At 50.6% G+C, this 24,699-nt stretch carries 19 protein-coding genes; 12 read left to right on the top strand and 7 right to left on the bottom strand.

Annotated elements, in window-relative coordinates; translation table 11 throughout:
- Window positions 1-12: 12 nt before the first annotated feature.
- Both B036_RS0121225 and B036_RS0121220 read left to right on the top strand, forming a co-directional pair.
- Window positions 13-1,071 (top strand): zinc-binding metallopeptidase family protein, encoded by a 1,059-nt coding sequence (locus tag B036_RS0121225; protein WP_020570751.1) that lies wholly within the window; start codon window positions 13-15, stop codon window positions 1,069-1,071.
- Window positions 1,072-1,154: 83 nt separating this feature from the next.
- Window positions 1,155-2,165, top strand: coding sequence for a Kelch repeat-containing protein (locus tag B036_RS0121220; RefSeq protein WP_020570750.1), 1,011 nt, complete (start codon window positions 1,155-1,157; stop codon window positions 2,163-2,165).
- A 145-nt stretch (window positions 2,166-2,310) separates the two neighbouring features.
- On the opposite strand, the gene B036_RS0121215 is transcribed toward B036_RS0121220, so the two are convergent.
- Both B036_RS0121215 and B036_RS30415 read right to left on the bottom strand, forming a co-directional pair.
- A complete protein-coding gene (locus B036_RS0121215; RefSeq protein ID WP_020570749.1) occupies window positions 2,311-3,147 on the bottom strand; it encodes an alpha/beta hydrolase in 837 nt (278 codons plus the stop codon).
- Between the two features lie 7 nt (window positions 3,148-3,154).
- On the bottom strand, window positions 3,155-4,987 hold the full coding sequence (locus B036_RS30415) for a hypothetical protein (protein WP_020570748.1): 1,833 nt from the start codon (window positions 4,985-4,987) through the stop codon (window positions 3,155-3,157).
- Window positions 4,988-5,254: 267 nt separating this feature from the next.
- Here B036_RS30415 and B036_RS0121205 point away from each other — a divergent pair, with 267 nt between their 5' ends.
- A complete protein-coding gene (locus tag B036_RS0121205) occupies window positions 5,255-5,737 on the top strand; it encodes a VOC family protein (RefSeq protein ID WP_020570747.1) in 483 nt (160 codons plus the stop codon).
- A gap of 309 nt (window positions 5,738-6,046) precedes the next feature.
- Here B036_RS0121205 and B036_RS0121200 read toward each other — a convergent pair whose 3' ends face one another.
- The gene (locus B036_RS0121200) at window positions 6,047-7,255 is read right to left on the bottom strand and encodes a pyridoxal phosphate-dependent aminotransferase (RefSeq protein ID WP_020570746.1); all 1,209 of its coding nucleotides are present in this window, start codon (window positions 7,253-7,255) and stop codon (window positions 6,047-6,049) included.
- Between the two features lie 417 nt (window positions 7,256-7,672).
- Here B036_RS0121200 and moaA point away from each other — a divergent pair, with 417 nt between their 5' ends.
- From moaA to B036_RS0121170, 5 genes are all read left to right on the top strand, one after another.
- Window positions 7,673-8,650: a GTP 3',8-cyclase MoaA gene (gene moaA, locus B036_RS0121195; RefSeq protein WP_020570745.1), complete on the top strand. Its 978-nt coding sequence runs from the start codon at window positions 7,673-7,675 to the stop codon at window positions 8,648-8,650.
- A 395-nt stretch (window positions 8,651-9,045) separates the two neighbouring features.
- The gene (locus B036_RS32445; RefSeq protein ID WP_020570744.1) at window positions 9,046-11,604 is read left to right on the top strand and encodes a sigma 54-interacting transcriptional regulator; all 2,559 of its coding nucleotides are present in this window, start codon (window positions 9,046-9,048) and stop codon (window positions 11,602-11,604) included.
- 154 nt (window positions 11,605-11,758) lie between these two features.
- Entirely contained in the window at window positions 11,759-12,463 is a 705-nt protein-coding gene (locus B036_RS0121185) for a DUF6090 family protein (protein WP_020570743.1), read from the top strand.
- A gap of 235 nt (window positions 12,464-12,698) precedes the next feature.
- A complete protein-coding gene (locus B036_RS30405) occupies window positions 12,699-13,994 on the top strand; it encodes a phosphatidylserine decarboxylase (RefSeq protein ID WP_020570741.1) in 1,296 nt (431 codons plus the stop codon).
- 289 nt (window positions 13,995-14,283) lie between these two features.
- Complete coding sequence (locus B036_RS0121170; protein WP_026232204.1) at window positions 14,284-15,771, top strand: sulfatase family protein; 1,488 nt, start codon at window positions 14,284-14,286, stop codon at window positions 15,769-15,771.
- A gap of 115 nt (window positions 15,772-15,886) precedes the next feature.
- On the opposite strand, the gene B036_RS0121165 is transcribed toward B036_RS0121170, so the two are convergent.
- Window positions 15,887-16,222, bottom strand: a complete 336-nt coding sequence (locus B036_RS0121165) for a hypothetical protein (RefSeq protein ID WP_026232203.1) — start codon at window positions 16,220-16,222, stop codon at window positions 15,887-15,889.
- A gap of 48 nt (window positions 16,223-16,270) precedes the next feature.
- Here B036_RS0121165 and B036_RS0121160 point away from each other — a divergent pair, with 48 nt between their 5' ends.
- Both B036_RS0121160 and B036_RS0121155 read left to right on the top strand, forming a co-directional pair.
- Window positions 16,271-16,780, top strand: coding sequence for a pyridoxamine 5'-phosphate oxidase family protein (locus B036_RS0121160; RefSeq protein WP_020570738.1), 510 nt, complete (start codon window positions 16,271-16,273; stop codon window positions 16,778-16,780).
- A gap of 34 nt (window positions 16,781-16,814) precedes the next feature.
- On the top strand, window positions 16,815-17,951 hold the full coding sequence (locus B036_RS0121155) for a ligand-binding sensor domain-containing protein (protein ID WP_026232201.1): 1,137 nt from the start codon (window positions 16,815-16,817) through the stop codon (window positions 17,949-17,951).
- A gap of 8 nt (window positions 17,952-17,959) precedes the next feature.
- Here the strand turns inward: B036_RS0121155 and B036_RS0121150 are convergent, their stop codons facing one another.
- From B036_RS0121150 to B036_RS0121140, 3 genes are all read right to left on the bottom strand, one after another.
- On the bottom strand, window positions 17,960-19,015 hold the full coding sequence (locus tag B036_RS0121150) for a bestrophin family protein (RefSeq protein ID WP_026232200.1): 1,056 nt from the start codon (window positions 19,013-19,015) through the stop codon (window positions 17,960-17,962).
- Between the two features lie 177 nt (window positions 19,016-19,192).
- Window positions 19,193-19,399, bottom strand: coding sequence for a hypothetical protein (locus tag B036_RS0121145; protein WP_020570735.1), 207 nt, complete (start codon window positions 19,397-19,399; stop codon window positions 19,193-19,195).
- A gap of 242 nt (window positions 19,400-19,641) precedes the next feature.
- Window positions 19,642-20,028: a hypothetical protein gene (locus tag B036_RS0121140; RefSeq protein WP_020570734.1), complete on the bottom strand. Its 387-nt coding sequence runs from the start codon at window positions 20,026-20,028 to the stop codon at window positions 19,642-19,644.
- Window positions 20,029-20,366: 338 nt separating this feature from the next.
- On the opposite strand from B036_RS0121140, the gene B036_RS0121135 reads away from it, so the two are divergent.
- Together B036_RS0121135 and B036_RS0121130 are read left to right on the top strand one after the other, a co-directional pair.
- Window positions 20,367-23,597: a glycoside hydrolase family 2 TIM barrel-domain containing protein gene (locus B036_RS0121135; protein WP_083926275.1), complete on the top strand. Its 3,231-nt coding sequence runs from the start codon at window positions 20,367-20,369 to the stop codon at window positions 23,595-23,597.
- A gap of 143 nt (window positions 23,598-23,740) precedes the next feature.
- Window positions 23,741-24,409 carry a hypothetical protein gene (locus B036_RS0121130; protein WP_020570732.1) on the top strand — a complete coding sequence of 223 codons (669 nt, stop codon included), beginning with the start codon at window positions 23,741-23,743 and terminating at the stop codon, window positions 24,407-24,409.
- The last annotated feature ends 290 nt before the right edge of the window (window positions 24,410-24,699 follow it).

The raw sequence follows: 24,699 nt of genomic DNA, 5'->3' as shown, positions 1-24,699 counted from the left end.
ACAATTATACCCATGAAAATCTATCAGTGTCAAAACTGTAACCACCCTGTTTATTTTGAGAACGTCACCTGCGAGAGCTGCCAGACCTGGCTTGGGTACGTTGACGCTGAAGATAAGATGCTGGCCCTTAGCCCGGGCGGTGAGACCTGGCTCGTAGCTGAAGCCGGAAATCGCCCCTACAAATACTGCAGCAACCATGTTCACCACGTCTGCAACTGGATGATTCCTGCTGATGACCCTACCGGTCTGTGTACGGCTTGCGTACTTAACCATACCATCCCTAACCTTGGCAACCTGAGGCAATTAGAGGAATGGCGACGGCTGGAAAAAGCCAAACACCGGCTGGTTTACGCCCTTCAACGCATGGGTTTACCCGTCATTGGAAAGGACGAGGCCCCCTACCGTGGGTTAGCCTTTGACTTCCTTGCCGATGCCGACCAGGAGGACCCCGTCATGACCGGACACGATGCCGGTTTGATCACCCTCAATACGGCAGAGGCGAACTCCGTACACCGGGAAGCCACCCGGCTGGCCATGAAAGAGCGGTACCGAACCCTGATCGGACATTTCCGACACGAAGTCGGCCACTACTACTGGGACCTGCTGGTCGCAGAAAACGATTTCACCCTCACTGCCTTCCGAAATCTCTTCGGAGATGAACGCGCCGATTATGGTGAAGCATTGGAACAGCATTATAAAAACGGACCTCGCCAAGACTGGCAACGACACTTTATCAGTTCTTACGCTACAGCTCACCCTTGGGAAGACTGGGCCGAAACCTGGGCACACTACCTGCACCTGATGGACATGTTGGAGACCGCCCATGCCTTCGGCCTTTCGCTTAATCCTCCTCTTGGCCCAGACCAAATGATGAACATTGAAGCGAGTTTTGACCCCTACAATGAGTCGGAAATGGACAAGATACTGAAAGCCTGTATTCCCCTTACTTTCGCGGTTAACAGCCTCAACCGGGGCATGGGCCGGCCTGATCTTTACCCTTTTGTTGTTAATGCTGATGTTCGGAATAAACTAAAATTTGTACACAAGGTGGTGCGAACGGCTAACCGGTAGGAGCAGGGCTTACAGATTGAATAGTTTGGAGAATTGGGCGGGGACGCGGGTGCAGGGAAGGGACTTAAGCCCTATCTTGCCCAATGCGTCACCTCACTCTACTCCTCTTAGTCTCCCTGTTATCCTGTACCGGACAGGCGCCTCCTGCGGACGCCACACCTCCTGCCGAGACACCGCTGGCAGAGTGGCAAGCCGTTATTCCTTCCGACTCTTCCGCGCCCACCGCCCGCCACGAGGCGGCCTTCGTCCAGGTGGGAGACAAGGCCTACCTGCTTGGCGGCCGGCGGATTAACCCCGTCGACATTCTGGACCTAAACACAATGACCTGGACGGCAGGTGCAGACAGTCCGGTAGAGATTCACCACTTCCAGCCCGTCGTTTATCAGGACGAGATTTACCTCATGGGGGCCATGACGGGCAAGTATCCCGGAGAAACCCCGTTACCTGAAATTTACATCTACAGTCCCGCCAAAGACGAATGGCGTACTGGTGCCACCATTCCCGAAGGACGCCGCCGTGGCGGCGCTGGCACTGTTTTACACGATGGGCTGATCTACATGGTTTGCGGTATCCAGGACGGGCACCGGGGCGGACACGTCCCCTGGCTCGACGCTTACAATCCGGAAACCAATTCCTGGGAGCAACTCCCCGATGCCCCCCGTTCCCGGGACCACTTTCAGGCTGTTGCCCACGGCAACAAAATCTACGCCCTGGCTGGCCGTACTACCGTTGCCGCTACGAATCCCTTTGCGAATACCATCGCAGAAGTCGACGTCTACGACCTGGCGACCAACAGCTGGTCTACCCTATCCGACACTTTGCCTACCCTCCGTGCCGGCAATGCCGCCATTGCTCTCGGAGACGAAATCCTGGTAGCTGGCGGAGAATCAACGGCGCACGAAGTTGCGCACAACGAAGTCGAAGCCCTGGCGGTAAAAACCGGTAAATGGCGTAGCCTCGACACGCTAAGCCGTGGCCGCCACGGGACTGGGGTTATTCATTATCAAAACCAGTTAATTATGGCCAGTGGTTGTGGCAACCGGGGTGGGTCTCCTGAGCTTGGGGATATTATTAAAATGATCTTGAAAAATTAAAATGGAACTCACCATAAAAGGAATAGCAAAGGTCTTACAAGCAATAGGTAGCAGGAAGTGCCTGGAAAAAGCCAAAGCCCTTGCGCAGAAATCGTCGTCCGTGTATTCTGAACCTAAGGGGTCTACTAGACTTCAAAATGATGATCTAGTACAACCAAATCACCGCCTCCCTTAAGTACCCTTGCCAAAAACCTTCGTTGTGGGTACCTTCAGGATCTATAATTACATTTAGATTAACACTGGGATGGCCTGTAGCCAATATTCGTTTGACCATCTGCCGGGCATCTCGGGCCATGGTCGCACTTTCTTTTTCTCCCACCAGCAGGAACAACTTGGTATCCTCAGGTACCGGTTTTGCTTCAGCGAATTCGAAAACTTCCTCTGAGAACCAGTACGAAGGAGAGAAAATGCCGGCTTTACCGAATACCTCCGGATGTTGGTATACCGCGTAATGCGAGATCAAACCTCCCATAGAGCTCCCCAATAAACCGGTATTCAACCTATCACTTTTTGTGCGGTAATTGCCGTCGACATAAGGCTTAACGACCTCAACAATAAAATCTATGTAGGCCTCTCCCTCTGCTGCTCCGTATTCTTCATTAACCCAGGGGCTCATCTCATTCATTCGCTTACCCTGTCCGTTATCCACCCCAACCACGATCAATTCCAACACCTGGTCTTCCGCCAGTCGATTCATGATCTCATCCACGTGCCATTCACCTACGAAGGAAGTAGAATCGTCAAATAAATTCTGTCCGTCGTGCATGTAGAGTACGGGGTAGGACTTCCCTGAGGTTTCATACCCAGGTGGAACGTAGACCCGGATTTGGCGTTCGCGGTCCAGGCCTGGAATGGTAAAAACCTGGTCAACCACCGTTACGTTTGGCAATGCTGTACTTGAGCGCGGAGCCTCCTTCTTTTTATCCGCCGGACAGGAGAAAAACAGGCAGATCGCACAGAGAAGGAGAACCAGGTACTTCATAGCAACATCATTCAAATATTCGTTCAATAACTAAGTCGTCCAAAACCATACCCGGCTGGCTACTCCCCCCATTCCAAAAGCTGACGACCACCTGGTCTGCACCAGCGTCGGGCACCTTGGAGTCGATCTGTAGCTCCCGGCGCCAATCGTGATTGAGAAGGCGATGCATCCGGATCAGGCGTTTTTTCACCTCTACCCCATCTTTGCGGTACGACAAGATCATTTGGGCGTGGTTGTCCCGATTGCCACGAGGAGCATTAATTTTTGCTTGTACCCTTGCCCGGAGCCAGGTCCGGGGCGGCAGGTCGATGTCGATGATGAACTCAGGGCTATTCTGGTTCTGAGCCTTCAGGCAGAGTGAACCGACTCCAGCTATTGGGTCCATGTTGCAACTTGCCGTGGATTTGTCCTCGAACCCGGTAGAAAACAGCGTTTCCGTTTTGGCCGGAGTAGCTGTATAAAACTCCCGGGTATCGAGCCGTAATTGATCTTCCGGATCCCGTTCAAATTTGTAGAGGGTACGCCAGAAATAGGCGTTGTTCATCTGTTCGGTAAGGTAAAGGCCACCGCGATGGGCCTGGTGGGTGAAGTAGAGGTTGTGCCAGATAAAAAGTCCGATAATTCCTGCGATAGCGAATTGCCACCATTGCCTTTTGACCTTCCCCTGCACCAGCGGCCCCGCCCAGAAAACCCACTGTAAAAATGCCGCCAACGGCAAGGCCAGCACGGCATATTCCTGCACCATCGTTCGCTGTCCCAGGCTGCCGCCGTACCACCAAACACTCCAACTAAACGCCACGTAAATGAAGAGCAGGGCGTGAAAAAAAATTGCCGGAAACAAACTACTCTTTTGGCGGAGAAGTGACCAGAAACCAATGAGTCCAAAAACCATTAGCGGCGTATAAATAAGCCACCCCGCCTTATAGCTGAACATTCCTTCATTCAGGTGCGGGCTCAACCAATCAAAGCCCTGATCCTGGTAGCTGTACACCAGCCAATCTCCGCTCACGTACTTCCAGTAAAGCAGTTGAATTGAGCCAACCAGCAGGGTAACGATGGCCGCTGCGGCAAGCTTCTGCCAGTGTGTCCCAAAGAAGGCTAATCGTTCTCTAATAGCGCCCTTTCGACCTAATTCCAGACCCCACAACAGCGGGATCAGGGCAGCAATAATTTCAGTAGGCCTGGTCAGGGCCATCAGGCCGATGCAGGCGCCGATCAGTAAGGCCTTTGGCCAGGTGGCGCGGACGTAGAAGCGATGGGTGGTTAAAAGGAGCAAGGCATACAGCGTAAACACATTGTTGTGCGTCATCGCACCGTCAATCGCTGAATAGTTGAGGTAGTTCGTCCCGAAAACGATCAGGATCAAGGTCAGCGCAACAACTCCCTCCCGGAAATACTGCCGCAACAGGGTCATCAGCCAGAACAGCCCTAAAAAGCTGACCAGCAAACTACCCATTGAAATCATGAACTGATAAGGCAAGGAAAAGCCATCCGCAGGATAGGCCTCATTCACCGACGCCCAGGCATGTGCCACCATAAAGAACGGCGTATACATCACCGCCTGACCAATGCTGTATTTCATCACCTTATTCCCCGATTCGTGGGTAAAGACCTGATAAGGATCGGCCGTTGGTCGGTATTGCTCAATGACCTCATCGAGGAACTTAACCTCCTTCAGGTCGTCGTAGATAAAAGCAGCTGGCAGGTACATATAATACCCACTCACGTCGTAGCTGATGGTTGCTTCCGCGCCGTCCTGTTGCCACTTAGGGTAGTAGAAGAAATGGACTGCTGCAATGAAGCAGTAACATAGGAGTAGTGCTATGGTGGCTGGACGCATTGGGGCGAAGTTAGTTTATTAGTCTTGTAGTCTGGTAGGCTACCGCACCAGGGTGCTCGCTTCGCTCGTAAAAGAGAACCATTAAGAACACTAAGGGCATTAAGGGCTACACTAAGTTTTATTTCAGTTGGCTATCGTTGTTGCCGCACCAGGGTGCTCGCTTCGCTCGTGAAAGGGAACCATTTAGAACACTAAATTCATTAAGGGCTACACTAAGGGAAAGCACAGGGCCAAAAAAGTAAACATTACCTTGTCGAAAAAAGCATCATGCGCTACCTGCCCATAATTTTCGGTCTACTGCTGTCCCTTCCCTCCTGTACGCCCAAAGCCAACGTCTTTGGCACAGAGACCGGCCAATTCGGCGCCAGTTTTGACCATTATGCGATCAATGTCGACAACCTTGACGAAAGTGTCGCCTTCTACCAAAAGGTGCTTGGCCTGATGGAGATTTACGACGGCACCGAAAAAGACAACATCCGCTGGCTAAGCCTTGGTAATGGGATGAGCCTGCACGTCATCGAATCTGATCGTAGCCAGGTCAGGTTGCAAAAAGGGGTACACCTCTCCATTTCCGTCAAGGAGTTCGACAAATTTGTTCAGCATTTACGGGATATTAACCTGCAGTTCTTCAGTTGGCAGGGCGTACCGATGCAATCTAATGGCCGGCCGGACGGAGTGCGTCAGGTTTACTTTAAGGATTTGGATGGGTACTGGACGGAGGTTAATGACGCCAGGGTGGTCCTTCAATAGTCTTGTAGTCTGGTGGTCTTGTAGGCTACCGCACGGGAGTGTCGCCTCGCTCGTTTTGAGTCAGGCTTGGCAGGGGAACCATTAAGAACACAAAGAGCATTAAGTACTACACTAAATTTTAGTTTAGTTGCTCATAGCGAATAGTAACTACCGAAGTAGGAAGTTCGCTTCGGTAGTTTTGGGCAGGCGTGATAGGGAACCCTTAAGGCACTTAGGCATTAAGAATTACACTAAGAGGACCATAAGACATCCGGATTAACAAACGAGCGAAGCAACTATCCAAGTGCGGTAGCCTACAAGACCACCAGACTACGAAAGCGCTTCCAGCGCTTCCTTAATCCGAGCCACTGCCTCAGTCAACGCCGCCTCACTGGCTGCGTAGCTGATCCGGATGCAGGTAGGTGCACCAAAGGAACTGCCACCCACGGTAGCAACGTGCGCGTGCATGAGCAAGTATTCACTCAGGTCATCGGAGGTATTGATGGTGTATTCTCCGTTTGATTTACCGAAGAAGGCCGCTACATCAGGGAAGATGTAGAAGGCGCCCTCGGGACGATTGACCCGCATTCCCTTGATTTGTTCCAGGCCATTGATGATCAGCTCGCGGCGGGCGGCGAAGGCTTCCTTCATTTTCAGACTGGGTTCCAGGCTGCTGTTCAGCGCATGGGTACCGGCAGCCTGGGCGATGCTGTTGGCACCAGAAGTGCTCTGTCCCTGCAACTTAGAACAGGCGTTGGCGATCTCCAAAGGAGCGCCGATGTAGCCGAGGCGCCAGCCCGTCATGGCGAAGCCTTTAGAGAAACCATTGACGGTGATCGTCCGGTCCTTCACTTCCGGGAAGGTGCCGATGCTGGCGTGCTTGCCGGTAAAGTTGATGTGTTCGTAGATTTCGTCGGCCACGATGTAGACGTGTGGATACTTTGCCAACATCTTAGCAATGGCGCCCAGTTCATCGTGGGTGTATACCGAACCGGTAGGGTTACAGGGGGAGGAAAAAAGTACGAACTTGGTGCGGTCAGTGATTGCGGCCTCAATGGCTGCGGCGCTTACTTTATAATCGTCTTCGATTCCTGCGCCAACCGTTACGGGTACGCCTTCGGCAACCTGGACAATGTCAGAATAACTCACCCAGAACGGGGCCAGGATGACAACTTCATCCCCAGGGTTCAGCATGGCCTGAGCGACGTTGGCGATGGACTGCTTGGCACCCGTGCTAACGACAATCTGCGCAGGGCTGTACTCCAGCCCATTCTCCCGCTTAAATTTTGCCGAGATAGCTTCTCTTAATTCAGCCGTTCCGGGAACCGGGGTGTACTTTGTTTTACCGGCATCAAGGGCCGCTTTAGCCGCATCTTTGATGTGCTCCGGCGTATCGAAATCCGGTTCGCCAAGGCTGAGGCTGATCACGTCATGTCCCTGTGCTTTCACCTCTCGGCCAAGCTGGGCCATTTTGAGGGTAGCAGATTCAGTCATGTTTAAAACGCGGTTACTCAACGGAGAAGTGATGGTAGTTGACATCAGGTAAAATTTTGGGGTGTATTCGGAACTTTGCGCAAAGTTACTTTTCCGCTTAGTTATCTAAGGGCTTGTTTGCGTTTATTTATCCAATGGCTAAGGTTATTTTGGGTGGATTAGGTTTAGGTGGCGCGGCCGCAGGTGCCAACACCGAATTTTGGCGCAATTCAAGAAGACCAAGCATCGCTTAAGCGTTTAGCTGATGGACAAAAGTCAATACAGAAGACACACACAAAGCACCTGGGGCACAGAGTATACACGAAGCAAAGAATTTACTCAAAGTCAGCCACCCCCGATTTTGTGCCTTCTGTGATTTATGTGCTCTATGTGACTTTTGTGATTTATACGCCCTGAGTACCGACTATACTTTATGTCAATTCCGTGTCTGAATCAGCCTGTCAAAAAGCCTATCTTTGCCCCGTGCTATTAGACAATCACGGACGCCAAACCACTTACTTACGCCTGGCCGTTACCGACCGCTGTAACCTCCGCTGCCGGTACTGCATGCCGGAAGAAGGCATTGAATTTGCCAAACGGCAGGAGTTGCTGACTTTCGAAGAGATTATTTTCCTGTGCGAAGTACTGTCAGACCTTGGCGTCAACAAAGTCCGGTTAACCGGCGGAGAGCCCCTCTCCCGAAAAAGCCTGCCACAGCTGGTCAAAAGCCTGGGTAATATTTTCCCCAAAATGGCCATGACCACCAACGGCATTTTGCTGCCACCTGTCCTGGACGAACTGGTCGGCTACGGCCTGAACCACTACAACCTCAGCCTCGATACCCTGCGTGAAGACCGCTTCTTCGAAATCACCCGCCGCGATGACTTCGCCGGCACCAAGCGTGCGCTGGACGAATTGCTGGCAAAAGGTATTAAAACCAAAATCAACGTAGTCGTGCTCAAGGGCACCAACGATGATGAGCTGGGAGACTTCGTCGCCCTGACCCAGGAAAATAAAGTTGACATCCGATTCATCGAAGCGATGCCCTTCAACGACGATGACGGCAACCATCACCTTTACCTTTCGCATCAGGAAATGCTGGGCCGTATCCAGGAGCGGTTCCCGAACATCGAACGGTTTAGTGACGAAGCCAACAGTAGCTCAGTGGCCTACCGCGTACCTGGCTTCAAAGGACAGGTTGGGATCATCCCTGCCTTCAGCCGCAGTCTCTGCGGCAGCTGTAATCGGTTGCGGCTTACGCCGAAGGGGACCATGCTGAACTGTCTGTATTCCACCAAAGGGCTGGAGTTACTTCCCCTACTCCGATCCGGTATCGGGCGCGAGGACCTCGCTGACCTGATCACGGAATTCGTGAAGGGTAAACACAAGACCGGGCATGATACCCAGCGGCTGGAGCAACAGGGGAGCGTTTTTGCTAGTATGACTTCTATTGGGGGGTAAGTAGTTGGTAGTGAGTATTGCTACTACATTGGGTTGCTCGCTTCGCTCGTGGAAGTGAACCATTAAGAACACTAAGGGCATTAAGGGTTACACTAAGTTACTACCGCATGAGACTGCTCGCTTCGCTCGGCTGCTACGCAGCTATTTGTTCTCATAGAGGTCAGCACGGAGGGAGGCGCAGAGGGTGCACAGAGTTACCTTCATCAGTTTTATATGCTCATCGTTAAGAGAGGCTTACTATTCCTCCTTTTTTCTTAGTATAATTCTTAATGCCTTGGTGCCTTAGAGGTTCTATGCTTCTTCAACCTCCCCTGTACCTGCGCACCCGCCCAAATCTAAATGCCTTCCGGCCTTAATGGTAAAATCCTTCCGAACCTGCTATCTTGCGCCCAACTATGACCCCTGCCTCTCCGAACCCCTCATTTTCACTACACCAGGCCGCTTTCGACCTCGTTACGGAAGGTGTATTGTGGGTAGACAAGCTGGGAAAAATCAGACACGCCAACGTAGCCGCAGCTACCTTGCTAGGTTATTCCAGGCACCAACTGAGCCAGAGTTCTTACCTCGAAATCAACCCGAATTTCAGCCTTCTAGGTTGGAAAAAGCACTGGAAACAGCTTGACCCCGAACGGGGAGAATATCTCGACACCCAGTTCGTCAATGCGGAGGGGCGCCTCTTCGGTGTCCGGGGAAAGGTAAGTTTCGACGAAGCTGCCGCAGCCGAACCGTTGTGCCTAATCGTCTTCTCTACCACCGAAGCCGGCCGAAGGGAGGCAGACCTACTCGATGCGGTAGAAACCCATGGCCGCATTGCTGGCTGGGAATACAACCTGGCCACCGGGCAAGTCTACCTTGGGCCGCTGCTCCGCGACTGGTTTGGCTGGTCCCCTGAACGAGACTTCTACCCTGCGGCAGAATTTGCCGACAAGGCTGCCCAGCTGATCGGAGCTGACGACCTCGGCTCTGCAAAAACAACGATCGACCGTTTACTTAGTACCGCTCGCCCCTTCGAACTTTCTATTACGGTAAAAACCGAAGCCGACGAAGTACACCACCTGACGCTGCAGGGCCAATCAGCAGAAAACGAGATCGAAGTATTCAAGATTTATGGAAGTGCCCGGGAGCAGCGTGAACTAGTAAGCACCTTCGCCGGAGGAGGCGAGGCGGATGCTGCCTTTGAATTCAGCCTGGACCACAGTCTGGACGGTATTTACTGGGTCGACCTCTCCGATGCCCGCATTACCTATGCCAATGACCGGGGCTGCGAGCTGACGGGCTACACCCGTCAGGAACTGGCCGGGCAACCCGCCGCCAGGATATTGCCCGAACAATTCGGTGCCCAAACAGAGGAGCTATTTGCTAACCTCCGGGAACGCAAATACCTGGAAGCCACCACTAACACCCAGCGAAAAGACGGCACCCACTACCCTACCCGAGCCACCCTCCATTGGTACGGGACGGAGGAAGGCCGGGAAATGATGGTCGTGGTGGCCCATGACGTTAGCCGCGAGGCCGAAGATCATGAATACCGGCAACTGCACACCACCACGCTGAACACCCTGCAGGAATGGGTCATCTGGCTGGATGCCGAGAACAACGTGGTGCTGATGAACGCCGCGGCGCGCAAGAAGCTTAGCAGGCTAACCACCAAATCGCTGGAAGGCCTGCCCATCGGACAGCTGATGCCCGACCTGGAAATTCCGAAGTTGACTGAAATACGTCAGGAACAATTAGATGGTCGCACACGTGCTGACGTAGACTACGTGTACACCGACTCAACGGGCAAGGAACGGACCCTGCAGGTGCGTTTCGTACAAGTGGCGGCCGATACCCGACTGTTCCTCAGCGTCGTTTGCCGCGACGTGACGACGGAGGTCAACAACAAACGTCGCCTGCAGGAAGCCAAGCGGCGCGTGGACGAACTGCGCAAGCAGCTGGAAAGCGAAAACGAAGCCCTGAAGGAAGAGATTGATACGGTTCACGCGACGGGACCAATCATTACCGTCTCCAAAAAGTACCAGCGCATCCTTGGCCAGATCGGCCAGGTGGCCGGTACGGACTCTACCGTCCTGGTGACCGGAGAGACGGGAACGGGCAAGGAACTACTTGCCCAATCCATCCACAATTTCAGTAACCGAAGCACCCGTCGGATGGTCAGCGTAAACTGTGCTGCGCTGCCGGAGAACCTGATTGAAAGCGAGCTGTTTGGCCACGAACGCGGTGCGTTTACCGGGGCCTTCACCCAGAAAAAGGGGAAGTTTGAGCTGGCCAGCGGTGGCACCATTTTCCTGGACGAGATCGGTGAACTTCCGCTCGATATGCAGGCTAAGCTGCTCCGCGTTTTGCAGGAAGGTGAGATTCAGCGAATTGGCTCTTCCGATATCATCACGGTCGACGTCCGCGTAGTTGCAGCCACCAACCGAAACCTGGAAAAGATGGTTGGTGACGGCACCTTCCGTGAAGACCTTTACTACCGGATCAATGTATTCCCCATCCATAACCTCCCGCTGCGGGAGCGACCGGAAGACATCCCCGTGCTGGTGAAACACTTCACCAAAATCTATGCGGAGAAAATGGGGCGCCCCGTCACGCAGATTAACCAGAAGGATATGGAACGACTGGTGGCCTACGACTTCCCGGGCAATGTCCGGGAACTCATCAACCTGGTAGAGCGTGCCGTGATCACTTCCGCCGCTTCTACCCTGAACCTGGGGGCTTCCCTCCGCGCCCTGCGGCGAACGGACCGCCCGGAGGGCACGCTCTCCATCAGCGGAGACCGGATGCTTACTTTCGAGGAGATGCAGCGGCAGTACATCATCGAGGCGCTGAAGCGGACTAAGGGTAAGGTGACCGGCCCCGGCGGGGCTGCGGAATTACTCGACGTCAATGGGCGGACACTCATGAGTAAGATGGGGAAACTGGGGATTGATCGGGGGGATTTTTCGCGGGGGTAATTTGGTCTCATTTAGGTGCCTGACCTCCCGGTATTACCATCCGCGACCTGTAGGTCCGGGACCTAATTGATGCAACGCTAATCATTCCTAATCGTTCTTTCCTGTAGTAACCACTTCATCAGAAGCATCATGCCACCTCAATCCTGAGTGCCCTATGTCAAAAAAGCTAATCCCCGGGAAAGACCGCATCAAAAGATACCTCGCCTACTCCCTTGGGGAAATTTTGTTAGTGGTTATCGGCATTTTGATCGCAGTACAAATCAATAACTGCAACGAAAGCAACAAAAGCCGAAAGAACGAGCATTATATTCTTACCGAAATTCTGAGTAACCTTCAGCAAGATGGCGATCAGGTTCAATCCATTCTCCGGCAGCGAAAAATAACGCAGGCTTCCATCATAAGAATGGCTGGTTACCTCAACACTCCGGATGAAATTGTGGCAGACACCTTTTCTTATGACCTTGCCCAAATGCTCACTTTTGAGCGGTATTTCCCTATCCGAACTTCCTATGAAGTAGCGAAAGTGAGCGGATTAAAAGTCAGTAACAAACAACTGAGGAGTAGCATTGCGAACTACTATGAATATGAGCAACACAGTGTGCAGACCAGCCTGAAGGACATAGAAAGCACCTTCCTCAACCAGTTCCCCGCCATCTCTACGGATCATTACTTTATCGAGGACTATGGGACCTTCGTCAGATTAACTGACTATAAAAACCCCGATTTCATCGAATCTATTCAGGAGATACTCTCTTTTTTCATTCCGAATCATAGTGGAACGCTGAGGAAATTGCAGGAATTTGAAGACGTCAATGCTACAATCCAGGAGAAGGTAGCTGTGGAACTGGAAGAGTTTTGAACACCTGTAGTATAGCAGCTGGCACAACTGATATTCTCATAGGTATAAACTCCTGTCTTCATAGGCATATACCCTATATTATATGTTATCCCATGCTTTACCATTGAAGAAGAATATATTTTTGATCAATGCCGATTTTGGTAGCGGCTGCGATTACTAAATTCAGTGGTCAGATTACCACTAATACCCATTTCCAAAACGTAGGCTTAATTATTCAGCTTAAAGAACCCATAAAATGAAATTATCCAATCCAAAGTGGCCAAAGACCACGAAAGCATACAAGGAATTAAAAAGCCAGATCAACAATGACAAAAGCTTTTGTCTTTCGCTTGAAACGTCTTTAATGATCGCGAAGAGTAGAGCCACGAAAGAATTACATCCTGACCTCTACCACGCACTCAACAATGTTTTTGGAGGCGACGGTTGGCCAACTTCACCAGATGAATACTTGCGGTATGTAGAACAATACCTTGTGCTGATTCCAAATGAAATCGATGATCCGATGTATCCGGATGCGTGGACCAGCGACGACACTAGAAATGGCTATAACCAGAAGGTATATGACCTCTTGTGCCAATTCTATTTTCTGGTAGATCAGCAGTTACCACTTACGAATAATACCCTACAGTCCTACAAAAAAGGAAAATTTGTTTTTGCTGATTGGCTAACTGAATTTGCCATTGACTGGGGAGAATTCCTTGACACAAAAGCGTCCCTCCCATTATCGGCATTGGCTTCTTTTGCTGCAGACCCCATGTATAATATTCCACTCTACAGTGAAAATGCAACGAAATGGAAAACCTTTAATGAGTTTTTCTACCGTGAGTTCAATGGAGCGGATAAAAAAGGGCATTCCCCCTTACGGCCAATTGCTGAACCCGGAAACAATAACGTGATCGCTTCTTCTGCCGATTGTACGTATAAAATGGCGTATCCAATCGACGATAATGGAAACGTACTTGGGGTAAATGGCAAACCGACCACCGTTAATTTAAAGCACACACATAATGTTAATACGGTAGCAGAGCTGCTACAGGATGAAAAACTAGCGAAAGCATTTAATGGAGGAACGTTCGTTCATTACTTCTTGAGTCCTTTCGATTACCACAGATTCCATTCACCAGCAGATGGTCTTGTAAAAGTGTGTAAAGTGGTTCAGGGCAATGTCTTTTTGGATGTTGAATTAAATGGTGATGGTGAGTTCCATGCTCCAGACAGTTCAGCTGGTGGATATGAATTCCAGCAATCCAGAGGAGTTTTTGTTGTTGACACAGGTGGACCGGCAGGACTTATTGCCTCAGTACCTATTGGAATGGCGCAGGTCTCTGGTGTTGATATGTACACAAAGAAGCTCAAAGGAAAGCAAGTCAAAAAAGGAGATGAGTTTGGTAAGTTTATGTTTGGTGGCTCAGATACTATACTGTTGTTCCAGAAGAACCCAAATTTGTATCTCTGGAAAAAGGATCCAGCACACAATGCCATCCACTTCCAGTTTGGCCAGGTGTGTGCCTATTGGAACGTGAAGGGATAACAGGTAGAACAATTAAAAACAATCCACATTCCTGAGGGATAAGGAGCTGCCCAATCGCGGCACCTTATCCCTCATTTTGCGTACGGACTAAGCGGCTCGTGAAACATGGAATAGTAGTTCGTAACACTTGATGGAGAATTGGTATGCTACAAGCAGATAGCCCGGAGGGGTCCTTCTCCATCAGCGAAAACCGCATGCTTACCTTCAAAATGGGCGTTAAAACAGCTTAAGGCAACGGCTTGGAAGCTGATGGATTATTGGCTAGCTTTGAAAGGTATAACAAGCCGTAATGAAAAGACTAAAATTAAGAGCCTCCGTAGCCATTGGGTGTGCCATGCTAATTATGGCCTTTACAGGTTGCGAGGAAAACCCCGGAAAAACCATGGACGGTCCGCCTAACCTGGTTTTGATTCTTGTCGATGACCTGGGCTATGGTGATTTAGCTTCTTACGGCCATCTAACGGTAAAGACGCCCCATATCGACAAGTTGGCTCAACGGGGCATTAAGTACACGCAATACTATGCACCATCTCCACTGTGCTCTCCTTCACGAGCTGGTCTGCTGACCGGACGTACGCCCTATCGCACCGGTATTCGCTCCTGGATCCCGCCCGGCTCGAATATACATTTAGGTAAGAACGAAATTACACTAGCCCACTTATTAAAAGATAAGGGCTACGAAACTGCCGTGATGGGAAAACTGCACCTCAACGGTGGTGCAGAGAGGACAGATCAGCCTCAGGCAAAAGACATGGGCTTTGATTATAGCTTTGTTATTCCCGGAGGATGGGCAAAAAACAAGAAAATTGAAACTAAACCCTCGGACGGAACGCTACGTCGCGGTAAAATTTATCCCGACAATTACTGGCGGAACGGAGTTCCCGTTGGAGAGACCAACAAGTTCAGTGGACAACTCGTAGCTGACGAGGTTACCTCCTGGCTGGATAAACGCGAAAAGGGAAACCCCTTTTTCCTTTATGTCTCTTTCTCTGAGGTTCATACACCTATTTCTTCTCCCGAAGAGTACCTCGAGATGTACAGTAACTACATAACTGATTTTGCGAAAAAAAATCCTTATTTGTATCACTGGGACTGGGTTAACCAACCTTACCGGGGGCAGGGAGAATATTACGCTAACATCAGCTTTCTTGATGCTCAGGTTGGCAAGGTAATAAGTGAATTGAAAGCGCGGGATGAACTGGATAACTCAATTATAATCTTCACCTCAGACAATGGCCCCGTAACGCGTGAAGCAAGAAAGCCGTGGGAACTGAATATGGCCGGAGAAACAGGTGGTTTAAGGGGCAGGAAAGACAATTTATTTGAAGGGGGAATTCGTGTTCCTGCAATAGTCAGCTACCCTTCAGAAATTGAGCCTGGACAAATTTCTGATGCACCTATCTATGGCCTGGACTGGCTGCCAACATTGGCAGAACTTTTGAATTTTGAGGTGCCTACTGATAGGGAGATAGACGGTCAGTCGATAATAAATACTATGAAAGGGCTGGAAATTGACAGGGAAAAACCTATGATTTGGACCATAGATATGGAGGGGCAAGATGATCCGATTAACGAATGGGCTATCCGTGCAGACGACTGGTTGTTAATCCTTGATCGGGGTGAGCAACCAAAGTTTTTGTTCAACATAGCTAATGATCCTTACCAAGTAGTCAACCTGATAAATGATCGTAACGATATTCTGCTCCCTTTGCTGGAGCAGTTTCTGATGTATAGGAGCAATATAGAGGCTGATTCCGTAAATGTTACCACGCTTTGAGCTACTACACTATCATCGATAGCTTGAGGTGATTGGCAAATGGGGCCTTTTCAGAATGAGCAGTTAAGGTCGACCTATTGTGGTCATCTTACTACCGTTATTCAAAGAAGTCAAGCTAAAGGCCGACGAATTCTGGGTATATTCTTTGTAAAGATTCAGCGTCGGTGCGCAGCTTTTCTTTACAAAGCATGGTTCGAGTAAGGCGGAGGAAGAAAATACAACTTGGTACATTTATAGGTTTAAGGCGGGTTAAGGCTACCCTGCTCCCCTCGGCAGCCTCTGCACCTGCGCCCCCGCCTCCTTTTCCTTTTACTGAGAGAAACCTGTTGATATACCTGGCGTGGACTACCATAAGTTTTCCCACAGGCCTATTTTCAGCGAAGTGTTTTTCGGGTTCTTTGGTCTTCAATGGAGTAATTGAGGGAAATATCAGACTAATTTTGAACACCATTACCATCTTTTTAAAAAGTTAGACTTGTGTTCAAACATTTAAAATCCAATGGCCTTTCGCCCCATTCACCAAACCCGGACCACTCGGCAAGAAGATGAAACCATGCACTTAACTAAAGACATCAAAAAATACATTAACCAAAGTATCCTCTGCTGGCTTGCAACGACATCTGCGGATGGTATCCCAAACGTCTCCCCCAAGGAGATATTCAACCACTATGGGACCGAAGAAATCATCATTGCCAACATCGCTTCTCCGCAAACCGTGCGAAACATCAGGCAGAATGACGATGTATGCGTAAGCTTCATCGACATCCTGGTCCAGAAGGGCTATCAGATCAAAGGCAAAGCAGTTATCCTTAAGAATTCCGATACCGGGTTTTCTGAACGGGAGAAGGTCCTGGTGGATATGACAGGCGGCAAGTACCCCTTTTCGACCATCACCAACATCACCATCAGGCAAGTTAAATCCATCATTGCACCTAAATACCTTCTTTACCCGGAGACCACCGAAGCGCAGCAAATTGAAAGCGCGAAAGCGGCCTATGGTCTGTTATAGTTCGCTCCGCCAATTCTGACAAACCATATTCATCATGCAAGAGCCATTCGCCCGCAGGCGACCTCATCACAGCATTACCCTATCTCTGACCACCTTAATCGCTTTCGTGTTTCTATCCGCTTGTAATGCGCAGGAAATACGTCAGCCCATTACTCTGGTCGAACAAGAGGATTCTACTGGTAGTAACAAGATTTCAGAAGTCGGTTTCTCTACAGGTCAGGTACCAACGGACCCGCTTTTCTTCCTGGAAGGACAGCTGTGCCAACACCTTCGAAAGATCTATCAGGACAAAAAGGGGAACCTATGGTTTGGGACCAACGTATATGGCGTGATGCGCTACGATGGGGACACCCTGGTCTATTTCGACGAAGACGATGGTATAAGCGGGCGAATTACCGGAATCACTGAAGATGAAAAAGGAAACATCTGGTTCGGAACGGCCAGGGGATTAACCAGGTACGACGGAAACGCCTTCACTAATTTCACAGAAAAAGACGGACTTTTAAATAACGAGATCTGGAGTTTACTGATAGATAGCAAGGGTATCATTTGGATCGGCACCAATGAAGGCATAAGCCAATTCGATGGAGAGGTATTCACCACCTTATCCTTACCTAAACCTGAAGTAGGGAAGACTAACACCATCTATTCTTACGATCGAATAACGGCCATCGTTGAAGATAAAAATGGCAACTTTTGGTTCGGAACGGATGGCTATGGAGTTTGCAGGTATGACGGAAAGACTTTTATCCATTACACCGAAGCTGATGGCCTCAGTGACAATGTCATCCACGACATGATGGCAGATACAAAAGGGAACATCTGGATAGGGACCTATTTCGGAGGAGTAAGTATATACGATGGGCAAACCATTAGCAACCCCACTAAAGACGGGTCAATAACCGGAGAAGAAGTCGGTGGCTTTTTTGAAGACCATTCCGGGAATATCTGGTTCGCTGCCGAGAACCATGGTATCTACCGCTATGATGGCACATCCTTTACCAACCTGGGTAAAGAAGATGGGCTGGCGACCAACGGAATTCTGAGTATTTACGAAGATCGCAAAGGCAAGTTTTGGTTTGGCGGTTGGGGCGGACTATTTCGCTACAATGGAAGCACTTTTTTCAGTGTCACCCAAAACGGTCCATGGTCCGATCATCCGGAGGAATGATCAGAGCTCTAGAACTGAGTATCGTACTTGACCGGAAACTGTTCAGGTATTGTATCATCTGACTCCCCCAGATTTTGGCGCAGATCAATCTCAATGCCTCTGGCAATGGTAGAAATCGGAACATCATTGGGGGTACCTTCAAAAGGGTTTTCCCCGGTTCTTCCAATTCGTTCCATTGTATGAAAGACCCATGCAACGATAACGTAAAAGGGAATACAAAACCAAACAAAAAGGTCGCTAATAACCGGATAAACATCAATGAATTCCTTACCGATTTCCGCAAATTGAGGGACAATGGCCAGCGGGAGTAGCAAAACGAAAATCCACATAAAAAAGTGGTTTAGCGTTGCAAAGTGCCGGGGATAAGGGAAATTTTTGATTCGCTCACTTTTGCCTTGCTGGGTAAACAACTCTTCAAGAATGCTTTCTAATTGTAAAAACGAAAATTCCCAGATAATTCCCTGCTCTTTTAGCTTTCGCAGATGGTGCGATTGTAAATACAGTAAGGCCGTTTGCTTATTATTCTTGCTCATCACATAGTTGAAATCTTCTTTTGAGATGTAGGTTTCTAAATCTACTTCCAGGGAAGAGTTCTTTTCGGGTGGTTTGATATCCCATTCGGCATTGGACCGCTCACGCGAGATCGTCTCCCAGGGCTTGGGCATTCGCATGGCATGCCGTAAAGCCGTCATCCAGGCGATGTGCCGATATGTGAGTATTTTGACTTCTTCCTTAATCTCCGCCTCAGACATTGGAGCGGAAGCATATTCATTGGTCAGCATATCTTGTAAGTACATACCAAAAGTTCGGGAAGTATTTACAATTCCTCCCCAGATCATTCGGGCCTCCCAGATCCTTCCGTAGGCGGAATTATTCTGAAATCCAATGACAAAAGCAACGGCAGTACCGATGAGCGCCAGGGGTGTCCAGGGTATTTTAAACCAGGCAAGGTCAAAGAAATAGAAAATGGCTACCCAGGCTGTAATGATTCCTATAAAGAGAAATGTCTCAAAGCGAGTCCACATCGCCATCTCAAAAGCAGAGTATGTTTTCTTAGTGTGCATTGTTATAACTTTATCGTACAGGACCTTTTCCCATCACGCTGTTGGTCCCGTAAGAAAGCTCAAACTTTAGTCAAATCAAAATCAGACGTATAGCGAAATAGAGACGCCTGGCGTAGCGAATAGTGGCCGACACCCCAAAAGAATTAATAAAACTTCTCTTTTTGTTTCCGACAGAACTCAGGCTTTTTCAGCCGATATTGGCGCTGCGCCCTTGCCTCCGTCCGTAAAATAGGCATACAAATACATCAGTCCGAAAATAGGGTAACCGTAAAAGAAATAGTTTCCTGGGTCCGCGATGGCTCCGCCTATACCAAGCGCAATCCAAATCAGGGCAAAGACCAGATATCTGGTCAGGCGTTGCGCTTTAGGAATAATAGTCATCATCTTTTAAGAGTTGGTGTAGTAAGAAAACGAATTACAGGTTAGCTAGTTGTCTTTCGCGAAAGGATTAATTATTGCCAAAAGGCAAATATTCAGACTACCCCAAGCTTTCTTAAACGATGAGCCTCCTGTCGAATAAAAGTGTGCTTGACGCCAACTCATCCCCGGAGGGTCGCCCTGCTTAGTAAGAGGTAACCAACGCCCCGAAGAATCAAGCGCGCGCTCTTGGTTCTCGATCAGGACAACTACCAAACCGCCCACCAGATCACCCCGCCAAAAAGAAAAGCCAAAGGTGCCAGCCACCTGACAAACGTTGGTTGTAAAACCTCAGCGGCCCCCACGGCAAAGCCATGGTGAACCCTACGCGGCACAAAGAAGAGGACAACCGAAGTGGCTAGCATAAACCAACCAACAACAGAAAACACCTCCGGAAAACGGCTGCCTTCTGCATAAAGGACCAGTGCCGCTGCCGGCACCATTCGTAGGGAGATCTCTGCGTAGTTGATCAGGTTGGTACTCCCCGCTTTGCGGAGGGTGGCCCGGGCGCGCGCCGGATTAAAAAGCATCAAAAAACCAACGCTGAGGATAAAGGCTCCGAAAAGCAGGATGATCCATTTAGCTAATAATACCATGTCCTAAAGGTAGTGCCAGGTTTCGGGTGGTCAGCTTCAAGTCACATAGGGAAGTCTATTGTAGCGAGGCGCGACCGACGATCCGAAGGATCAGGAGAACCCCTCACTTTTCGTTCGTGCCCAAAGCCTGAAGGTTTTTTCAACCGGCGTGTACGTCCCATTTTCCCTTTTCGCAGAAAGAACGCTTCCCCCAAACATACCAAAACCGTAAAGGTGGGATACGGTTGACTTACGGTCAGTAGCGTTTGCAGGCGCTCAGTACCATGTAATTTCCCAAACTACTTAGTGATGGGTATAATCCAAAAAAATACCGACCTTCCAACCAAAGTCCAGATCACATGCAAAAATCACCGTTATCTCCCCCCGCTCCTTCAAACATTCCTTGCACCAGCGGCCCCGCCCTGGAAAAAGGAAGAAAGGGGAAAAGGAAAAAAGGGAGGGTCAATCTCCAGTGGTTGCTCCTCCCCATTCTTCTTTTAACCCTTTCCCCACTACTCCAGGCCCAGCAACGCTTCGTCCAAAACCCACAGACTTTCAGCGTCAACCGACTGCCGGCACACGCCACCATGTACCACTTCGCTAATGAGGCGACGGCCAAAGCAGATGGTGCCATGATAGGAAGGACGAGCCTGAATGGCACCTGGAAATTCAAATGGCACGAACACGGTGACAATGGTATTCCCAACGATAATAAAAAGCTTGATCTCAGCGACTACGGTACCATCGAGGTACCCTCCAACTGGGAAATGAAGGGCCACGGTATGCGCATTTACACCAACTGGGAGTACCCCTTCCGCCCCGCTAACCCACCGTTTGTACCGTCCACTACCGGCCCGACCGATCACGACCGCAACCCCATGGGCGCCTACCAGCGGACCTTCGACATCAACGGATTCCGCGCCGGTGACCGCCAGGTCCTCCACTTCGGTGCCGTCAGCTCCGCTTTCCACGTGTGGGTCAATGACCGCTACGTCGGCTACAGTGAAGGCAGCCGCACCCCGGCCGAATTCGACATCAGCGACCTGGCCAAAGCAACCGGCAACTCAGTCTATGTAGAAGTCTACCGCTATAGCTCTGGCTCCTACCTCGAAGACCAGGATCACTGGCGCCTGAGCGGCCTGCACCGCCAGGTGTATGTACAAAGTACGCCCTTTGAATACCTTTCAGACCTGTTCGCCAAGCCAACCCTGAAGGAAGACATGAAAACGGGTCACCTCAAGGTCGAACCCACCATTCACTTCCGTGATCCTGAGAAGATCAAGGACTGGACCTTCGAAGTACAGCTCTACGATCCGTCCGGACGGGCGGTATTACCCCAAGCCAAATCCGTTTCCCTTAACCCGATCCCCGACTTCTACAAACGACGCGCCTACCGCAACCCCTACGGCGTACACAATTTCTACGGCCTTGAAGTAGATATTCCCAACGTGGCCCCCTGGACGGCAGAAACGCCTAACCTGTACCGGTTGGTCGCTACGGTGAAGAATGCCGCCGGACGGACAGTAGATGTTACCGGACACAACGTCGGTTTCCGGAACCTCAGCTGGGGCAAAGACGGCTTCAAAGTAAACGGAAAGGAAGTCATTTTTTACGGCGTTAACCGCCATGATCACTCCGCCGTAAATGGTAAGGCAGTGACCCGCGCGGAAATTCGCGAGGACCTTCGGCTGATGAAGGCCTACAACCTCAACTCCCTCCGCTGCAGCCACTACCCGAACGATCCGTATCTCTACGAGCTGGCCGACAGTATTGGCCTTTACGTGATGGACGAAACCAACCTTGAAACACATAAGGCCGGCAGCCAGATCAGCGGCTTGCCGATGTTCGCCACCGCCATGCTGGACCGTGCCATCCGGATGGTGGAACGCGATAAAAACCACCCCAGCATCGTGAGTTGGAGCCTGGGCAACGAGGCAGGAACCGGACCGAACCATGCCGCCATGGCCGCCTGGATCAAGGGACGGGACGCAAGTCGCCTGATCCACAACGAAGGCGCAGCCAGCAGCAGTTTTGACGGTAACGTCGGTGTAGACCAACCTTATGTGGACGTACGCAGCCGCATGTACACGCCCAAAGAACAGATGCGAAATATCCTGGCCAGCAACGACGACCGGCCACTGATTTACTGTGAATACGCCCACTCGATGGGCAACTCGACGGGGCACCTCGACACCTTCGCCAACATGTTCCGGACCTACCCGAATTTCGCCGGTGGCTTCATCTGGGACTGGATGGACCAGGGCCTGGAAAAGACCGACGACAAGGGACAAAAATTCATGGCTTATGGCGGTGATTATGGCGAAGACATCAACGACAACAACTTCCTGGCCAATGGCCTGGTGTACAGTGACCAGTCTCCCCAACCGGCGGTTTACGAGGTAAAGCATGCCTTCCAGCCAGCGGAAGTGATGCAGGATGGGAGTGGTTTTAAAATCAAATCCTGGCTCACGCACACCAACCTGAATCAGTACGATATGGAAGTGCGGGCCATTATGATGGAAGGAGCAAATACCATCTGGAAAGGTGCTGCTCCTGATGTTCAGGCGGGATCGCAGGTACAGTGGAAGTTAGAAAGAGCAGTACCCGCAGCCACGCTGTACCTTGAATTTGCCTTTATCCAGCGGGTGCCGGAGTTTGGCCGGCCGGCGGGGAATGAAGTCGCCTTTACCCAAATCGACCTGAAGAATACGACCACTGCGTTGGTTCCTGCCATGTCCGATATTGTTCGGGGTACCTACCAGGAAACCCCTGCTTCACTGGTCCTCTTCCGGGCCGATGCAGAACTTTTTATCGACCCCAAGACGGGCAACGTTACCCGTTACGTAGTTGATGGCAAGGAGGTCCTTACTTCGCCTCTTGTCCCAAATTTCTGGCGAGCCCCCACCGACAACGACAAGCCCGCAGGCCTCGCCCGCGCCTACGCCCCCTGGCGAGACGCCACCCCTACCCTGACCGAAAAACAATACTTCGACAATGCCCTCCGAATCACCCGGACCTATCTCGACGGCAAAGTCACGGAGAACCTGATCGTTTACCTGACGGAAGACGGTAAGCTGTCTTACCGTGGCACCCTGAAAAAAACGACAGAGGCAGCAATGGTCCCCGGTGTCTTCCGCTACGGTGCCCAAACCTCGATTGCCAAAGCCTACGCCCAGGCGCAGTGGTTCGGTCGTGGCCCTTACGAGAGCTACGCCGACCGGTTCCAGGGGGCACGTATTGGCCGGCATGCCCTGCCGCTCGATGCCCTGAACGAGCCCTACATCAAGCCCGCCGAAAACGGTAACCGGATGGACGTGCGCGAACTCCGCATTACCGGCCAGGGCGTCCCCGCCCTGATGGTCACCGGCCAGTTCAACTTCAGTATCTGGCCCTACACCCAGTCGACCCTAGAGGCCGCCGAACACACCAACGACCTCACTCCCGCCAAAAACTACACCCTCAACCTCGACTACGGCCAGGTCGGCGTCGGCGGAGACAATAGCTGGATGCCCAACGCCGGGCCCTACAAGGAACATCGGTTGGAGTTGGATACGCCGCTGACTTATAGCTTCAAGCTGGGAGTACAGTAGGGTAACTTTTGGTGGCGGCTATCCCTACCCAAAGGCCTTATAAACGGTAACCATCCCAATATAAAGCTTCGGGCAGGGCCCCCCCCTCAATCAAGGCCACCATTCGGACGTGTACGTCCTCAACCAAAGCCACCTTAATTCTTATGTCTGCTTTTTTTTCACCACTCGCCATCGCCTTTCTGGGAACCACCATTCTGGCCATTTATTTCTTTGCCCGGGCACACCGAACGCCGCGTAAGGTGGCATTTGTGTTACTAGGTTACTCCATTGTCCAGTACATCGTAGGAGCAACCGGTTTTTATGAGTATACCGAAAGCTTGCCACCTCATTTTCTCCTAAATATTTTACCGACACTGATCGCCATCTTTTGGTTGTTTTTCAGTAAAGAAGGAAATGAACTACTGGCAGGTTTTGACCGGACTGAGCTGATGTGGGTACACTTTGTCCGCGTACCAGTAGAGCTGGTGTTGTACGGATTGTTCATTGCCGGACAAATACCCGAGATCATGACCTTTGCCGGTAATAACTTCGACATCGTAATGGGCCTCACGGCACCGGCCATTATATACTTCGGCTACGGTAAAAAATGGATAACTCCCGGTTTGATCAGAATCTGGCATATCGTAGGATTGGTCCTTTTATTTAACATCATCATTACAGCCATTTTATCGGCACCTTTTCCCTTTCAGCAGTTTGGCTTCGAGCAGCCCAACGTTGGGATATTACAGGCACCGTTTAATTTATTAGCAGCGGTGGTGGCGCCGTTAGTCTTGGTGGCTCATTTTATTGGGTTAGGCCGAAGAAAGAAGTAGCCTCGAACGACTAAGCACAAACATGAGTCATCCCGAATTTTGAGCCCACATTAAAGTGAGGCAAATCGAGATGGCCATTCTAAGTCTGTAGAGCGGTATCGAGGCATCTCGGTACCGCTTTCCAGTTCTATGACAGTAATTTCTTAAAAAAAGAGGAACCCAGCCTTTCCAGTTGCGCAATATCTGGAGCATGAAGTCATAGACCAAGGTGACGATACTCATCAGCTTCATGCGGTTGTCCCAAAACCATAGCCTTGGCGACTCCAAACCCAGCTCTGACTTGAGAAAAC

Origin of the sequence: Neolewinella persica DSM 23188 (assembly GCF_000373105.1) — a bacterium.
In the GTDB taxonomy this organism is placed as follows: domain Bacteria; phylum Bacteroidota; class Bacteroidia; order Chitinophagales; family Saprospiraceae; genus Neolewinella; species Neolewinella persica.
The sequence above is the reverse complement of the archived record's forward strand: the minus strand, read 5'-3'. Positions and strand labels throughout refer to the sequence as shown.